The sequence below is a fragment of the Cryobacterium sp. MLB-32 genome (assembly GCF_000738085.1).
Classification (GTDB): domain Bacteria; phylum Actinomycetota; class Actinomycetes; order Actinomycetales; family Microbacteriaceae; genus Cryobacterium.
Map to the genome: position 1 here is coordinate 1 of NZ_JPRS01000103.1, position 16451 is coordinate 16451.

At 66.2% G+C, this 16451-nt stretch carries 13 protein-coding genes, 1 tRNA gene and 2 pseudogenes; 6 read left to right on the top strand and 10 right to left on the bottom strand.

The features are described 5' to 3' along the window. Positions 1–348, bottom strand: a pseudogene (locus JF66_RS11425) (maltose ABC transporter permease); the annotation flags it as partial. Positions 349–435: 87 nt separating this feature from the next. After that, positions 436–1661, bottom strand: a pseudogene (locus tag JF66_RS11430) (extracellular solute-binding protein). Positions 1662–1832: 171 nt separating this feature from the next. On the opposite strand from JF66_RS11430, the gene JF66_RS11435 reads away from it, so the two are divergent. Then, the gene (locus JF66_RS11435) at positions 1833–3509 is read left to right on the top strand and encodes a glycoside hydrolase family 13 protein (RefSeq protein WP_035878025.1); all 1677 of its coding nucleotides are present in this window, start codon (positions 1833–1835) and stop codon (positions 3507–3509) included. A gap of 365 nt (positions 3510–3874) precedes the next feature. Here the strand turns inward: JF66_RS11435 and JF66_RS25125 are convergent, their stop codons facing one another. From JF66_RS25125 to JF66_RS11450, 3 genes are all read right to left on the bottom strand, one after another. Then, a complete protein-coding gene (locus JF66_RS25125) occupies positions 3875–4936 on the bottom strand; it encodes a M23 family metallopeptidase (protein WP_051973451.1) in 1062 nt (353 codons plus the stop codon). A gap of 398 nt (positions 4937–5334) precedes the next feature. Then, entirely contained in the window at positions 5335–6159 is an 825-nt protein-coding gene (locus JF66_RS11445; protein WP_051973452.1) for an inositol monophosphatase family protein, read from the bottom strand. 89 nt (positions 6160–6248) lie between these two features. Then, positions 6249–6330, bottom strand: a tRNA-Tyr gene (locus JF66_RS11450). Between the two features lie 154 nt (positions 6331–6484). Between JF66_RS11450 and JF66_RS11455 the strand changes: the two genes are divergently transcribed. The 4 genes from JF66_RS11455 (at position 6485) to JF66_RS11470 (ending at position 9206) form a co-directional block, all read left to right on the top strand. Then, entirely contained in the window at positions 6485–7501 is a 1017-nt protein-coding gene (locus JF66_RS11455; RefSeq protein ID WP_035878027.1) for a LacI family DNA-binding transcriptional regulator, read from the top strand. Positions 7502–7539: 38 nt separating this feature from the next. Further along, positions 7540–8028, top strand: coding sequence for a YajQ family cyclic di-GMP-binding protein (locus JF66_RS11460; RefSeq protein WP_035878029.1), 489 nt, complete (start codon positions 7540–7542; stop codon positions 8026–8028). A 235-nt stretch (positions 8029–8263) separates the two neighbouring features. Further along, the gene (locus JF66_RS11465) at positions 8264–8926 is read left to right on the top strand and encodes a hypothetical protein (RefSeq protein WP_035878031.1); all 663 of its coding nucleotides are present in this window, start codon (positions 8264–8266) and stop codon (positions 8924–8926) included. Between the two features lie 70 nt (positions 8927–8996). Further along, a complete protein-coding gene (locus JF66_RS11470; protein WP_231556388.1) occupies positions 8997–9206 on the top strand; it encodes a PLD nuclease N-terminal domain-containing protein in 210 nt (69 codons plus the stop codon). Between the two features lie 36 nt (positions 9207–9242). Here the strand turns inward: JF66_RS11470 and JF66_RS11475 are convergent, their stop codons facing one another. From JF66_RS11475 to ubiE, 3 genes are read right to left on the bottom strand one after another with little or no spacing between them, the layout of a single operon-like run. Continuing rightward, the gene (locus JF66_RS11475; protein WP_035878032.1) at positions 9243–10622 is read right to left on the bottom strand and encodes an FAD-dependent oxidoreductase; all 1380 of its coding nucleotides are present in this window, start codon (positions 10620–10622) and stop codon (positions 9243–9245) included. Positions 10623–10632: 10 nt separating this feature from the next. After that, a complete protein-coding gene (locus JF66_RS11480; protein WP_051973453.1) occupies positions 10633–11703 on the bottom strand; it encodes a polyprenyl synthetase family protein in 1071 nt (356 codons plus the stop codon). 31 nt (positions 11704–11734) lie between these two features. After that, positions 11735–12451: a bifunctional demethylmenaquinone methyltransferase/2-methoxy-6-polyprenyl-1,4-benzoquinol methylase UbiE gene (gene ubiE / locus JF66_RS11485; RefSeq protein WP_035878040.1), complete on the bottom strand. Its 717-nt coding sequence runs from the start codon at positions 12449–12451 to the stop codon at positions 11735–11737. Between the two features lie 64 nt (positions 12452–12515). Here ubiE and JF66_RS11490 point away from each other — a divergent pair, with 64 nt between their 5' ends. Further along, positions 12516–13748 carry an isochorismate synthase MenF gene (locus JF66_RS11490; protein WP_035878034.1) on the top strand — a complete coding sequence of 411 codons (1233 nt, stop codon included), beginning with the start codon at positions 12516–12518 and terminating at the stop codon, positions 13746–13748. 135 nt (positions 13749–13883) lie between these two features. On the opposite strand, the gene JF66_RS22275 is transcribed toward JF66_RS11490, so the two are convergent. Then, positions 13884–15404: a 2Fe-2S iron-sulfur cluster-binding protein gene (locus JF66_RS22275; RefSeq protein ID WP_081882332.1), complete on the bottom strand. Its 1521-nt coding sequence runs from the start codon at positions 15402–15404 to the stop codon at positions 13884–13886. Then, on the bottom strand, positions 15401–16390 hold the full coding sequence (locus JF66_RS11500; protein ID WP_035878035.1) for an FAD:protein FMN transferase: 990 nt from the start codon (positions 16388–16390) through the stop codon (positions 15401–15403). Before JF66_RS11500 ends, JF66_RS22275 begins: the two co-directional genes overlap by 4 nt. Positions 16391–16451 lie beyond the last annotated feature (61 nt).

Sequence of the window (16451 nt, forward strand, 5' to 3'; positions counted from 1 at the left end):
GTAGTTCGTGAAGCCGATGTAGGCGGTATAGCCCACGGCGAAGATTTGGAAAACGATCAGGAAAATCAGGCCGGGAGTGAGGTACTTCGCCGGCAGCTTGCCCGGTGAGAAGTAGATCCAGTTCACGACGAGAGTGACGACCAGCACCAGGCCGAAGACCAGCCACTGCTGCTTCGCGAGCAGCATGAAGAGGGCATAGACCGCCATGGCATCAACGATTCCCAGCAGCACGATTTTGGTCAGGATTGCCCTGACCCCGCCGGACGCGGCCTCCGCCATACGGGCGGCCTGCTTCTGCCGCGGCGTCGGCTTCTTCTCGGTGACCTCTTCGTCAATCGTCGTACTCATTGCCCAGCTCTCTCGTTCTCGTTCTGACACCCGAAAATCCCCGGACGGATGCCTGCGCATCCGTCCGGGGAATCGTGCTGCGGCTACTTAGCCGATCGCCGTCTGCACGTCGGCGGTCAGCTTCTGCCAGGTGGCGACGGGGTCGGCGCCGTTGATGATGGAGGCCTGAGCGATGCCCCAGAACTGCCACACCTGACCCATGGCCGGGATGGCCGGCATCGGCACGGCCTCGGCTCCGACGGCTGCGAAGCCGGCGATGATGGGATCAGACGATGCCGCTTCAGCGGATGCCTTGAGCGCGGGCAGGACGTTGCCGGACTTGAAGAGCTCCGTCTGCACAGCCTCGGTGCCGAGATAGTTGACGAGGAAGTCGTTCGCCGCGACCTTGTTCTTGCTCTGCTCGCTCACGAAGAAGCCCTTGACGCCCGCAAAAGGCTGCGCTGGCGCGTCGGACTCGGGGGCGATGACATCGACCGCGAGGTTGATACCGGCGTCCTTGGCCGCGCTGACGTTCCATGGGCCGGTCAGCCAGAAGGCGGCTTGACCGGAGGTGAAGGCTTCCTTGGCGATGTCGCCCGTGATCTCGGTGTTGAAGACTCCCGTGCCGTTCTTACCCTGCTGCCGAGCCAGGTGGCGAAGGCTTCGCCACCGGCGTTGCCGAGTTCGAGGTTGGTGGCGTCGTAGCCGCCGCTCGCGTCGGTGCCGAAGACGGGCGCACCGAAGGAGGTCTGGAACGGGTAGAGGTGGTACGGGTTACCGTCGGCACCCTGCTCGACCATGAACGGGTAGGTGACCCCGGCGGCGGTGCCCTTGGCGATCATGTCGTCAAAGGAGGTGGCTGCGGTCGGAACCAGGTCCGCGTTCCGGAGCAGGGCCAGATTCTCCACCGCGTACGGCAGCATGTAGGTCTTGCCGTCATAGGTGGAGGCGTTCACGGCCACGTCGAGAAAGTTCGCGGCGGAGTCGCCGAGTTCGATCGGGGACACCACGCCGTTGGTGACGAGCTCGCCGAGCCAGTCGTGCGCTCCCATCGTGATGTCTGGGCCCTTGCCTGACGGTACCTGCTGGATGAAGTCATCCTTGACGGTCGCGACGTCCTTCGAGACCAGCTTGACCTCAACGCCGGTCTTCTCGGTGTATGCGTCCGCCGCGTCCTTTAGCGCGCCGACGCGTTCTGCGTCTACCCAGACCGTGAGTGTGCTCGCGGCGTCGGCCTTCGTGGCGGTGTCGCCAGCGGAGCAGCCGGCCAGGGCGAGGGTCGCGACGGCGGCCATAGCGCCGAACGCCAGCAGGCCTTTCTTATTCACCTTCATTGGTGTTGCCTTTCGTAGAGAACGCCGCCTTTTGTGCAAGCGTTTACATGTATACGTCGAGTATGCACGGTTGGGAGCGGTTCGGGAACGATTGACACCGGTTCGTTATCATTCCGACCTGTACTTCATGCAAACGCTTACATCGGACGGATCATGACATAGCATGAAGAAATGACAGGCACAGGTACAGAGTGGTGGCGCACGGCAGTTATTTATCAGATCTACCCGCGGTCGTTCGCCGACGCCAACGGTGATGGCATGGGCGACCTCGCCGGGATCCAGTCGCGCCTGCCACAGCTGCGCGATCTGGGCGTCGACGCCGTCTGGCTCTCGCCCTTCTACACGTCGCCCCAGCGCGACGCCGGCTACGACGTGGCCGACTACTGCGACGTCGACCCACTCTTCGGCGACCTCGACGACTTCGACGCCATGCAGCAGGCGGCACACGACCTGGGCATCCGCGTCATCATCGACATCGTTCCCAACCACTCCTCCAGCGACCACGTCTGGTTCCAGGAGGCTCTCCGGGCAGCACCGGGCAGCGACGCCCGCGCGCGCTACATGTTCCGTGACGGGTTGGGCGCAACCGGAGAGCTTCCCCCCAACAACTGGGAATCCGTTTTCGGCGGCCGCGCCTGGACTCGCATCACCGAGGCTGATGGCACTCCGGGCCAGTGGTATCTGCACCTCTTCGACAGCACCCAGCCCGACCTCGACTGGGAAAACCCGTGGGTTCGCGAGCAGTTCCGCTCCGTGCTGCGCTTCTGGCTCGACCGCGGCGTAGACGGCTTCCGCGTCGACGTCGCCCACGGCATGATCAAGGCCGCCGGCCTTCCCGATTACACCCCGCCTGCAGAGGGCGGCAGCATGGGCGGCGGTTCGGCCACCCTCGAACCGAACATCAGCGCCGAGCCCCCGGTCACCCCTCCGTACTGGGCCCAGGACGGCGTGCACGAGATCTACCGCGACTGGCACGCCGTGCTCGCCGAATACCCGGGCGACCGCGTACTCGCCGCCGAAGCGTGGGTCGACCCACTTACCGAGGTGGCCAAGTGGGTACGCCCCGATGAAATGCACCAGGCCTTCAACTTCGCTTACCTTGAGACCCCGTGGAACGCCCCGATGCTGCGCCGCGTGATCGACGACTCCCTCGCAGCGTTCAGCGGCGTCGGCGCCCCGAGCACCTGGGTGCTCTCCAACCACGACGTGGTGCGTCACGCGTCTCGGCTGGCCCTCGGCGCCGAGAACCTGCAAGGTCACGGCATCGGCCCGAACACGCCGGGCCTGCCCGACACCGTCGTGGGCCTGCGCCGCGCCCGCGCCGCGTCGAGCCTCATGCTCTCGCTGCCCGGTTCGAGCTACCTCTACCAGGGCGAGGAGCTCGGCCTGCCCGAGGTCATTGACCTTCCGGACTCCGCCCGCGAAGACCCCACCTGGTTCCGCACCAAGGGTGAGCGCTACGGCCGAGACGGATGCCGCGTGCCGATCCCGTGGGAAGCCGCCGCACCGTCCTATGGCTTCGGCACGTCCAGCAAGAGCTGGCTGCCTCAGCCCGCCGAATGGGCCGGGCTGGCGCGTGACCAGCAGGCCGGCGTCGAGGGATCAACACTCGAGCTGTACACACTCGCACTGCGCCTGCGCCGCGAATTCGCGCTCGGAGTCGGCTCTGTCGACTGGCTGCCCGGCTTTCCCCCGGAGGTCGTCGCGTTCCGCTCCGGAGGTGTGACGGTGATCGCCAACACCGGCGACGCATCCGTCACCCTGCCCGTCGGCGACGTGCTGCTCTCAAGCGAGACTCTCACGGGGCGCACGCTGCCGGGCGACACGACCGTCTGGCTGCGCTCCTAACCGCGACCACACGTGTCACCGCAGGGCCCACTCTCCTCGAGGGTGGGCCCTGCGGTGTTGTGCGCGCCGAACGGGGATGAACACACCCGTCGGTGGCACTGGAAGACTCGGCACCGAGGCGGAACACGTCACGATCGAGGACGTCGCTCTCGAGTCGCCAACATCTGCCCCATGAAGGCAGGAGCGCCACGCGAACCGACACAAAACGCCCCATGACGGCCGAGCAAGGGGCCTATATTGGCGAGTCAGAGGGGCCTTGGGGCCAAAGATGTCATCTCGCGCGCGAAACGCCAACATCTGCCCCATGAAGGCAGGAGCGCCACGCGAACCAGGTCGGAGACGGGCAGCGGGAGCGTAGCGCGGCGCTAGTTCGTGTGGGCGTAGAGCCAGGCCAGCGGGTCGACCTTGGTGCCGTTGACGCCGCCCTCGCGAATCTCGAAGTGCAGGTGCGGGCCGGTCGACATCCCCGTGCTGCCGGTCTTGCCGATGACTTGGCCGACCTTGACCGCATCACCCTTCGCGAAATTCATGGAACCGTGGATCATATGCGCGTACACGCTCGAGACGAGCTTGCCATCGATCATGTGGTCGATGATCATGTGCACGCCCAGGCTGGCCTCGCCGTCTTCGGCCACGCTCACGACGCCATCCGCGATCGCCTGGATGGGGGCACCAAGACCCGGGTTGAAGTCCTGACCACCGTGGTTCGCAGAGCAGCCGGCGCAGCTGCGCGGGCCGATCTGATCCCCGATGTGCACACCCACGGCGAAAGGCCACTGGATCGTACCGTTGGGGTTGTTGGTGAAGGTGGCTTCCATGCGGATTCCGCTGGCGGCAGCGACCTCGGCGATGGTGCTCGACTCGTAACCGTCGCGGGTGGTGGTGACCGTGTCGCCACCGGCGATGTCGATGGATTGCACGCCCTCGGTCTGGGACGGACGCTGTGCGGCGAGAGCGGATGCCTGCACGTCGGCGGTGGACAGTAGCGCCTGAGCCGGCAGGGAGGTGGAGACGGCCATCAGGGCGACGAACGACATCGCCGCCACCGTCATGCTCTTCGCCACGAACTTGCGCATGCGGTCGCTCACGGGCTGCGCGTGCGGCGAGGCCCGAGGAAGTGCAGCCGCCGGCACGAACGTGCGCTGCGGCGCATACGGGGCCGCGGGAGCCGATGCTGCGTCGGGCGCGTCGGTGTGAACGCGACGCGACCGTGTCGTGCGAGCCTGCTCGTCCCGACGCAACTGCGAACGGGTGGGAAGCGGGATTGACGTCGTCGATGTCTTTCCGGGAGTCAGGAGCATGTCGACGTCCGAGTCGCGCACCTCGGCCACCGGCGGTGCGGTGAAGTCGGCGAGCGGGGCCTGGACGAGCGGAGCCTGCGTCAGCGGGGCCGATACGAGCGGAGCCGGCATGACAAGGGCGGGCATAACCGAAGCCGGCATAACCGGCGCAGAAACGACCGGAGCTGAATCACTCGGGAGAACGGGCGCTGGCGACACGTCGACATGCGCTGCGGACAGCGGAAGAGCCTCGGCTCGTGCGTCGGCGGAAGATTCCTGTCGTTCGCGCTGTTCACGCAGCTCTCGACGGGTGAGAGGGAGAGCGTGTTGTGCGTCGTCACTCGCGTCAGACACGGGGGCGTCTGAGGGGGAGGAGTGACGTGACAAAGGGGCTCTTTCTGCGGGCTGAACGTAAGGTCAGTGCGGCTTTGTTGCTCGATCTAGCCAAAATGAAATATAACGAATCGGTCAAGGCTAGCGCGTCCGGCCTCAAAAGACACTCTCAGGAACCGGTCCGCCCTCGAACGCGGGCCGCGACGCGGCGGCTATTCCTTGGCGAACCGGGCGAAAAGCCCCGCCAGCAACGGCTCGAAAGTGGCGAAAAGATCAGGCGCGGCGGCAATGAGCAGGTCCTTTCCTTCCGCTTCAGCGCCGAAGCCCCCGACGCGTGCGCCGGCTTCCGAGGCCACCAGACCCCCGGCCGCGTGGTCCCACGGGTGGAGGCCGCGTTCGTAATACAGGTCCAGCCGACCGGTGGCCACCGAACAGAGATCCAGGGACGCGGCACCCATCCGGCGGATGTCCCGCACCTCGCCGATCAGGCCCTGCACGACCTCGGCCTGCCACACACGTCGCGTCGCCTCGTACCCGAACCCGGTTCCAGCCAAAGCGAGGGAGAGAGGCACTCCGGTCTTCACTCGCAGGCGGCGATCGTTGAGGAACGAGCCCTCACCGGCCACGGCCGTGTACAGCTCGCCCAACGCTGGATTGATGACAGCTCCGGCGAGAGCGGTCCAGGTGCTCGGCGTCGGGTCGCCCTCGACGACGCCGATGCTCACCGCATAGTGCGGAATGCCATACAGGTAGTTGACGGTGCCGTCGATCGGGTCGACCACCCAGGTGAGCCCGCTGGAGCCGGCACTCGCCTCGGACTCCTCCCCGTAAAAGCCGTCATCGGGCCGGGCTTCGGCGAGCCGCGCCCTGATGAGCAGCTCGACCTCACGATCGGCGTCGGTGACCACGTCTTCCGGAGAAGACTTCGAGGCTGCGATATTCACGCCCTCCGCGCGGCGCCGGAAGGCGAGCGCGCCGGCCTCGAGGGCAATCGTGCGGGCGAGAGCGAGCAGGTCGGAGGAAACGGCGCCAGTCATGATTCCACGCTACGGGATGCACCCGAGGTTCGTCGAAGCAACGGTTAACGCACAAAGGCCCGGATTTCTCCGGGCCTTTGTGCTGAATGTGGCGAGTGCGAGGTTCGAACTCACGAAAGCTACGCCGTCTGATTTACAGTCAGATCCCTTTGGCCGCTTGGGTAACTCGCCAGCTGCTGCCGACTCGATAATCCACCGAATCGGACGTGCGGATCTAGAATACAAGACGAAGTGCCCCAGCGTGAAATCAGCCCGCGTGGGCGTGTGAAAAGTTCCTCTCGATAAGATCAAACACCCGCACTTTTTCCCACTTGACAGGATGCCCATGGCCGGAATCGAGGACGTCGCTCGCCTCGCTGGGGTGTCCACCGCCACGGTGTCGCGCACACTGAGCGGCAAGGGACCGGTGTCAGCGGCCACTCAACTCAAGGTTGAGGCGGCCGCCGGGCAGCTCGGATACGTCGTGTCCTCGAGCGCGTCGAGCCTCGCATCCGGTCGCACGAAGAACATCGGCGTCGTCGTGCCATTCCTCGCCGGCTGGTTCTTCTCCAGCGTCGTGGAGGGAGCACAGCGCGCCCTGCTGCGCAGCGGCTACGACCTCACGCTGTACAACCTCGCCGGCGGCGGCGATGAGCGCGCGAGCGTGTTCGATAATTTTCTGCTGCGCCAGCGACTGGATGCCGTCATCGCTGTGTCCCTGGAGCTCACCGAACATGAGGTGGACCGTTTGTACGCCGTGGGCAAGCCCCTCGTGGGCGTGGGCGGCCCGATCGGCGGCGTGCGCACCCTCACGATCGACGACCGCGCCGTGGCCCGGCTCGCGACAGAACACCTGCTCTCGCTCGGCCACACCCGGATCGGCCACATCGGAGGCAGCAAGGAATTCGACCTTGACTTCCACCTTCCCACCAACCGGCGCTTCGGCTACGAGGGCGCCCTCGAGGCGGCAGGCATCGACATCTCGGTGGACCTCTTCGAGCCGGCCGACTTCACCATGCGTGGCGGGTATCAGGCGGCACGACGGCTGCTCGAACGCGACCAGTTTCGCCCGACCGCGATCTTCGCGGCCTCCGACGAGATGGCCATCGGCGCCATTCTCGCCGCCCGTGACCTGGGGCTCTCTGTTCCGCAGGACGTGTCGGTGATCGGCATCGACGACCACGAACTCGCGGACTTCTTCGGCCTCACCACGATCGCGCAGTTCCCTCAGGGTCAGGGTGAGAAGGCCGTGGAGATTCTGATGGAAGAGCTGCACGCCGGCGCGCTCGAGCCGATGGGCCTGAACATCTCGATGCCCTTCGAACTCAAGCTGCGCTCCAGCACGGCCGGCCTGCGCCCGTAGCGGCGGCGCCCCACGGGTGACCGGATATCATTGCAGACATGGCAGACTCAACGTTCGACATCGTCAGCAAGGTCGACCCGATGGAGGTCGACAACGCCCTCAACCAGGCTCACAAGGAAGTTGCCCAGCGCTACGACTTCAAGAATGTGGGTGCCTCGATCGCGATGAGCGGCGACAAGGTGCTCATGAAGGCCAACACCGAGGAGCGCGTCAAGGCCATCCTCGAGGTCTTCGAGGCCAAGCTCATCAAGCGCGGCATCTCACTGCGCAGCCTCGACGCCGGCGAGCCGTTCGCCTCCGGCAAGGAATACCGCATCGAGACCAGCATGAAGGCCGGCATCGACCAGGAGAACGCGAAGAAGATCGGCAAGATCATTCGCGACGAAGGCCCCAAGGGCGTCAAGAGCCAGATCCAGGGCGACGAACTGCGCGTGAGCTCCAAGAGCCGCGACGACCTGCAGGCCGTGATGGCCTTGCTCAAGGGCAAAGACCTCGATGTCGCCCTGCAGTTTGTGAACTTCCGCTAACGCGACCCGGGTCCGACCCGCGGCATCCGCTCGTGCGGTGAAGCGGATGGCGCGGCTCCGGCCGCACGGTGGCGGGTGGGAACACTCCTCTCGCCACGATCGGTGCGCCACGGAGACCGGTGTCCTCCGAAGAGCGGTGTCCTCCGAAGAGCGGACTGGCGGGTGGTGAACGACAGGGACATGATCTCGGCGTAGTTCACCTGATCCTCCCGTCCACCCAGGGTTTGGAGTTGAGATGTCGCGCCACGATGTGAATCTCACTGTTGCCAGCCTGCTGACAACAACCGCAATTCTTCTGTCCGTCGGGTTCGGTGTCGCACCGGCACACGCCAGCGGCGTCGCCGACAGCCAGACCGCGACCAGCTACGCACCCGAGTGTCTCGCAGCGGTCGCCTCGGCACGCGCAGCGGATCGGGGCGTGACGGTCTCCGCCGAGCTGTGCCGCGTCACGCGCGGCGTCGCCGTGGGTACCGCGGCACCGGTCACGGATCGTGACATCGCAGCGGATGCTGCCCTGTCGGTCGCCCAGAAGACCCAGATCCTCGCCCAGTCGCGGATAAGCGGAATCACGGCACGACACTGGAGCCAATTCACGGCGGGAGGTGTATACAACGTCACGCAGAACGGCACGTTCTACTACAACGGAACGCGAGTCTGGGTGACCGTGGCCTATGCCGGATTCACGGGGTCGCACGCGTGCTTCACGAACTATGCCGCGGGCGTGAGCATCAGCCACACCAGCTGCTCGGAGAGCGGCGGCACGGCTTCGCGCACGCTCTACGACGGCTGGAGCGTTTCCGCCCTCATCAAGGGCGGCCCCATCTCGTACGGCAATTCCATGACCGCTGTCGTCAGGAGCAACGGCACGATAACCGGCTTCGGCAGCACGGTGGGCTAGGCGGCCTTCCCACGCGCGCTGGCTCGCAGTACGCTGTCGCGCGAAAGGCCACGAAGAGAAAAGGGTCTCTATGGACTGGTTGGGAATGTACGGGGGCCAAATAGTTGTGCTGCTGGTGGTTCTTTCCTATGCGGCGCTCATCGTTGTGTCACTCTCGCAAATATTCCGGTCCCACATCCCGGAGAACAACAAGATCCTGTGGGTGATCGCGATCCTGATCGCCCCGTTTCTCGGCTCTCTGGTCTGGCTCGCTTTTGGAAACCGAAACCAACTGAGTTAGCCGGCCGCGCGGATGCCGGGCGGCCGGCCATCAGGTTTACTCGCCTCGCGAGACCCTGACCATCTCGTCGCGCGGAACGACCTTGACGCGGGTGCGTCCTGCCGCCTCGCCCAGGGCCAACTCGTGCTGGTCGAGGTTGTGCCAGCCGTCGAGGTTCGTGTACTTCACACCGCGCTCGTCCAGCAGCGCCACGATGCTCTCCTCCGACGGGGACTCCGGGCGCCACCAATTGCCCTGGTCGTTGATCACGTGACGGACCGTCTCCATGGCGTCGCTCTTGGTGTGGCCGATCAGGCCCACCGGTCCGCGCTTGATCCATCCCGTGGTGTAGACGCCGTACATCTGCTGGTTGAACAGCCCCGTGCCGCCCTCGGGATCGCGCCGTAGCACCTGTCCCTCGCGGTTCGGAATCACGCCGCGCTTCTTATCGAAGGGCACATCGGGCAGCTCCGAACCGAAGTAGCCGACCGCCCGATAGATGGCCTGGATCGGGATCTCGCGGATCTCCCCGGTGCCCACCACCCCGCCGGCGCCGTCAGGCTTCGTGCGCTCCCACCGAAACGCGCCCACCCGGCCGGTACCGTCGTCGACAACCTCGAGCGGCTTGGCAAAGAAGTGCAGGTGCAGTCGGCGGCTCGCGGAGCCGGTTTCTCGCTCGCGCCACCTGTTCAGAATCTTGTCGATCACGAAGACCTGCTTGTTGCTGGCGACCGCATCGCGCGCCGCATCGTCGTAGTCGAGGTCCTCGTCGTGCAGGATCATGTCCACATCACGCAGTTCGCCGAGCTCGCGCAGTTCCAGCGGCGTGAACTTCACGGATGTCGGTCCTCGGCGGCCGAAGATGTGCACATCGGTCACCGGTGACGTGTTCAGCCCGGCGTAGACGTTCTCGGGGATCTCCGTGGGCAGCAGATCATCGGCGTGCTTGACCAGCATGCGTGCCACGTCGAGGGCCACGTTGCCGTTGCCGATCACGGCGATCTCTCGCGCCTCGAGTGGCCAGGTGCGCGACACATCCGGGTGGCCGTCGAACCAGCTCACGAAGTCCGCGGCACCGTACGACCCTTCGAGGCCGGCACCGGGAATTTTCAGGTCGGCGTCTTTGACGGCGCCGGTCGAGAAGATGACCGCGTTGTAGTGCTTCTTCAGGTCGTCGAGGGTGAGGTCGACGCCGAAGCGCACGTTGCCGAACACGCGGATGTCACCGCTGTCGAGCACGCCGCGCAGAGCCGTGATGATTCCCTTGATGCGCGGGTGGTCAGGGGCGACTCCGTACCGGACGAGCCCATAGGGAGCAGGCAGGTGGTCGAACAGGTCGATGGAGACTTCGAAGCCGCGTTCCGCTTTGAGCAGGATGTCGGCGGCGTAGATGCCCGCCGGGCCTGCGCCGACGATGGCCAATCGTAATTTGGTCACTGAGGCCTTTCTAACTTGAGCGCTCGACGATGGTCTCGGCGAATCGGGTGAGCGCCTTCTTCACCGGCCCGGTGGGCAGCGGCGAGAGTGCGGAGACGGCGTCACGGGCCCAGGAATGAGCCTCGGCCAAGGTTTCGGCGGTCACGGGGTGTTCCCGCAACGCGGTGATGGCGGAGTCGGCGGCCTCGGTGGCGATACCGTTGCTCGTCATGACGTCACGCTCGAGACGGGCGAGCAGGGCAGCATCCGCCTCGTCGCCGGCCGCACGCTCGCGCAAGCGCAGCAGCGGGAGCGTTACAACACCGGCGCGCAGGTCGGTGCCGGGCACCTTGCCGGTCTGCTCGGGCTGGGGCGACAGGTCAAGAACATCGTCGATGAGCTGGAAGGCCACCCCGATCTTCTCGCCGAATGTGACGACGGGCTGCTCATACTCGGCGGGCGCGTTGGAGAACACAATGCCGGCCTGCGCGGCCGCGGCAATCAGCGATCCGGTCTTGTCGGCCAGCACTCCGATGTAGTGCTCCACCGGATCCTGGCCGGGCCGCGGCCCCACGGTCTCCCGAAACTGTCCGAGCACGAGGCGCTCGAAGGTGGCCGCCTGCAAACGGATTGCCCGCTCGCCGAGACGCGCCATCAGCTGGCTGGCCCGCGCGAACAGGAGGTCACCGGTCAGAATCGCAATCGAGTTGCCCCACACTGACTGGGCGCTCGGCACTCCCCGACGCTTGTCCGAGTCGTCCATCACGTCGTCGTGGTAGAGCGAGGCGAGGTGAGTGAGTTCGATCGCACTCGCAGCGGTGATCACATCGGGCACCGCGCCGTCGCCAAGGTGCGCCGTGAGCAGGGCGAGCATCGGGCGCACGCGCTTTCCGCCGGCATCGAAAAGATACCGGGTGGTCACGTTGGCGATTTCGTTCGCAAAGACGAGCTCGGTGACGAGCGAGGACTCGACCTCGGCGATGCCGAGATCGATGTTGGCCGCGAGGCCGCGGTCGGCTGCCGTCGAGAAAATCCGCTCGCTGAGGCCGAGCTGACTCGTCACGGACGGGCTCCGCCGCACCACGGGGGCTCTGGGTTTCACTGTGTCAGCCTAACGAAGAGGGAGAGAAGAGCTAGGAAGCTGCGTTGTCGGGCTTGGTGCCACGGTGCAGGGCCACGATACCCAGAGTGAGGTTGCGGTACGCAACCCCCGTGTAGCCAGCGCCGCGCAGCCAGCCGCTGAGCGTGCTCTGGTCGGGCCACGCCGCGATCGACTCACCGAGGTAGTCGTACGCCTCGGCGTTCGACGAGGCGAGGCGCACGATGGCGGGCATGACGTGGTTGAGGTAGGCGAAATAGCCGAGCCGCACCGGGGTGAGGGGCGGGGTGGAGAACTCGCAAATCACGACGCGTCCGCCGGGCTTGGTGACCCGGTAGAACTCGGCGAGCGCCTTCTGGGGCTCAACGACATTGCGCAATCCGAAGGAGATGGTGACGGCGTCGAACTCGTCGTCGGCGAAGGGCAACGCCGTGGCATCCGCTTGCACGAACTCGATGTTGGAGTTGTCGGCGTGACGCTGACGCCCGACCTCGATCATGCCCTCGGAGAAGTCAGCGGCCACGACCCGGGCACCCGTGCGCGTGAGCGCAGCGCTGGACGTGCCCGTTCCGGCGGCGATGTCGAGAATGCGCTCCCCCGCCTTCGGCCCGACGGCGCGCGTGGTGGCGATGCGCCAGAGTGTCGCGTTGCCCATGGACAGCACGGCGTTGGTGCGGTCATAGTGCGCCGCGACCTCGTCGAACATGGCAGCCACCTGCGCGGGGCGTTTGTTCAGGTCTGCTCTATTCACCACACCAGTCTAGATCGCGCAGGCGCACGCCCGATGGACACACGGGCGGGCGTAGTCTATTCACGTGAATGTGCAGGCTCTAACGGTCGAAACCTCCCCGATCCCCGACATCCGCCAACTGGTTCTGCTCCTCGATCAGCGTCAGCCGCTGCTCTGGATGCGCCGCAACCAGGGGCTGGCCGGTATCGGCACCGCGCTGCGGCTGGAATTCTCGGGGCCCAACCGCATGACGGATGCCGCGAGCGCCTGGCAGGAGGTCGTGGCCGCGGCCACGGTGACGGATCCGCTGCAGCGCACAGGCACCGGCCTGCTCGCGTTCGGCGCGTTCGCCTTCGACGAATCGTCGACCGAAACGAGCGTGCTGATCGTGCCCGAGATCATCGTCGGGCGGGAGGACGGCCAGTGTTGGGTGACCCGCGTGTGGCACACCGGGTCGGCCGCGCCGACGCATCCGCTTACCCTGAATCCACTCGGCAACGAGTACCGCCTCTCGCTGTTGCCGGGCGCGCTGAAGCCCGCCGGATACCGCGAGGCCGTCGCCGAGGCAGTGGAGCGCATTGGATCACTCGAGCTCAACAAGGTGGTGTTGGCCCGTGACCTCGTGGGCCGCCTGCCCGACGAATCAGACCTGCGCCGCACCATCACCAAGCTTGCGCTCGGCTACCCCGACTGCTGGACCTATGCGGTAGACGGGCTCGTGGGCTCCAGCCCGGAGACCCTGATTCGCGCCGACCACGGTGAGGTGAACGCGCGTGTGCTCGCGGGCACAATCTCCCGCGGAGCGGATGCCGTGGCCGACACCGAGGCCGCACTGGCCCTCGCCACGTCCAGCAAAGACGGGGACGAACACGAGTTCGCGGTGCAGAGCGTGGTGAAGTCGTTGCGTCCGCACACGTCGGTGCTGGCCACGAGCGATATCCCGTTCACGGTGAAGCTGCCGAACCTGTGGCATCTGGCAACGGATGTCGAGGGCACGCTGAGCGACGGCTCCACCTCACTCGACCTGATCGCGGCCCTGCATCCGACGGCAGCGGTGGCCGGAACGCCGACGGCGACCGCGCTCGCGCTCATTCGTGAGCTGGAACCCTTCGACCGCGGGCGCTACGCCGGGCCGGTGGGCTGGGTCGGCGCCGACGGGGACGGCGAGTGGGCGATCGCGCTCCGCTGCGCCCAGGTGAGCAGCACCGGCGACGTAACGGCATATGCCGGTTGCGGCATAGTTCTCGATTCCGACCCGGAGCACGAGCTCGCCGAGACCCGGATGAAGTTCCGTCCCGTCGTCGAGGCCTTCGGCTAGCAGCCGCGACCCTCTTCCGCTGTCCCCCTGGCATAACTCCTGCAGATTCTGGACCCGCCACAATTCGGGCCCGGAATCACGCGGCCGTCCGGCTGAGCCACGCCGATTTGCAGGAGTTATGCGTCAGGAAGCCACCTAGATGTTGAGCACCAGACCGGGGGTCGTGGCACGGGAGACGCAGGGGTACATGATGCGGAGCGACTCCTTGTCGGCATCGTCCATCACGGAGTCGAGGTGTTCCGGTTCGCCGGCGAGAACGCGCACCTCGCAGGTGCCGCAGACGCCCTTGCGGCACGAACCGAGCACCGGAAGGCCGTTCTCCTCGAGAGCGTCCAGGATGCTCTGTCCGGCCGGAACGTCGAACGCCTTCCGGCTCTTGCGGCACTCCACGTGCACGGGCGTGGCGGGGCGGGCGGCTCGATCGAGGGCGACGAATCGCTCGAGGTGCATGCGTTCGGCGGGCACGCGGGCGGCCACCGCGCTCATCAGAGATTCCGGACCGCAGCAGTAGACCTGCCCGACCGCCCGACCCACCACCTCATCGAGGTTAAGGCTTGTGGTGCGCTCGTCACTGGCCTGGATGAGTACCCGACCGGCGTAGCGTGCTTCGAGCTCGGCGGCGAAGGCCATCGTGCGGCGGCTGCGCCCCACGTAGACGAGGCTCCAGTCGCGTTGCGCGGGCAGCGACTCGATCATGGCCTTCATGGGCGTGATGCCGATTCCGCCGGCGATGAAGAGGTACTCCGCAGCGGGTTCCAGCTCGAAGTGGTTGAGCGGGCCCGAGACCTGGATGGTCATCCCGGGAACCACGTTCTGGTGGATCCACTCGCTGCCGCCCTCCGAGTCGATGGTGCGCAGCACGGCGATGTCGTAGTGGTGCCGGTCGGCCGGGTCTCCGCAGAGAGAATACTGCCGTTCGAGACCGTTCGGCAGGTGCAGCGTGAGGTGCGCGCCCGGGTGCCACAGCGGCAATAGTGCCCGATCGGGCCCTTCCAGACGGATGCCCAGCACACCGTCCGCAACCGGCGTCGCGCTGACCACGGTGAGGCCACGCTGTTCGGGCTGCGGAACAGGGGAGGCCCCGCCGGGGGCGGCGCGCTTCGCGTCGATCTTGCGTGCGGGCCGAGTGGCGGTTCCGGTCGAAATGCGGATGATGATGGCAATCGAGGCGATAGCGATCAGACTCACGGCCACGATTTTGTACCAGAGCGATCCCACATCCGTTCCGGTGAAACCGGCATGGAACGAGATCAGGATGAGCGCGGCAAAGCTCGAGTAGTGCACGCCCTTCCAGAATTTGCGCGGCAGGCGGTTCATCAGCAGCGAGGACCCCTGAACGGCGACGAGAATGTAAAATGCCAGGATTCCCAGCGCCACCGGGAGCGCCTTGAAGTCGGTCGCGAACGGCACGAGCACCTCGGTGGGGGTGAAGGCGAGCCACTTGTCGAAGATGAGCGAGACCATGTGCAGGCCCACCATGATCAGCATCGTGCCGCCGAGAAAGCGGTGCAGGTCCTGCAACCAGGCGGGGTTGTCGACGCGGCGCATCACGCGGGTGGAGAGGAGAATGCCCCAAACCACGGATGCCGTCATGAGCACCCAGGCGATGATGGCGCTGGCCCGGGAGATGTACCACCAGAGGTGCGGCTCGGTCATGAGTAATTCTTCCAATTCGCTGAAGATGTCAATGTGCCCGTGTCGTCGATCACGAGGCCGGCGGCGCCCACGGTGGGCAGCCAGGCGAGATACTCGATGGTATCCCTGAGGAACCCCGGTTTGGTCAGGGATTCCGCTCGAGCCCCCGTTGCCGCGATCACGGAAACGGTCTGAATGCTGGTGAGCGCGCTGTCGTGGGTACGTGGGCTGATCAGGTGGTGTCGTTCCCCGCCGGACGTGCTCCAACGCCTTTTGCGCTGGCTTGAGGTGACGAGAGAACCGGAGGCCAGCCGCACGATCGCGGAATGTTCCGGCGCGGAGTCAGGGTCGGCCGCGCGCGCACGCAGGGGGTTCTCCACGCCGAGCCGCCAAGCCACCTCGTCGGGCGCCTGCCCGGCCACGACGACATCGCCGCCGATTTCGGCGAGCGCGCCCCAGGCTCCCCCGGCGAGCGCGTCCTCGCAGACGAGGTCGGCGGTGAGCCCTTTGCCGATGCCGCCGGGGTCGATCGTCGTGCCCAGCGGCATTCGCACGGTGGTGCCGTCGATGACGACACCGCGCAGATTGCCGGGCGCTCGCGCCGACTGCGGCAGACTCGTGACGCGGTCGGGGTCGAGAACGGATGCTGTGTAGCCCGCGGCCACGAGGTCGGGCAGCAGGGTGGGGTCGTAGTCGCCGGACGTGAGGGCAACAGCGTCGATCATGGCGGTGATCAACCGCACGGTGAGCGGGTCGACCTCGATCGCGCGGCCCTCGGCCCAGTTCAGCCGGGTCACGTCGCTGTCGGGCAGGAATCGACTCCACAACTGCTCACAGCGGTCAGCGAGCGCGAAGGCCCGGGTGAGCGCGGTGGAGCCCCCGCCCACGAGCATGACGGAAGCCCGCCCGCCCATCAGCGTCTGGGCACGCGAGACGCACTCGGGTCTGGTTTTCGTTTCGGAGAAAACAGCACGGAGCGCGTCCCGCGCGATCTGGGGGTCGGACACGGGTCAGCCGCCGGATCCGGCCGATGTGGCCTGCACGGGAGCGGCCACGCGGGCCGGTGCC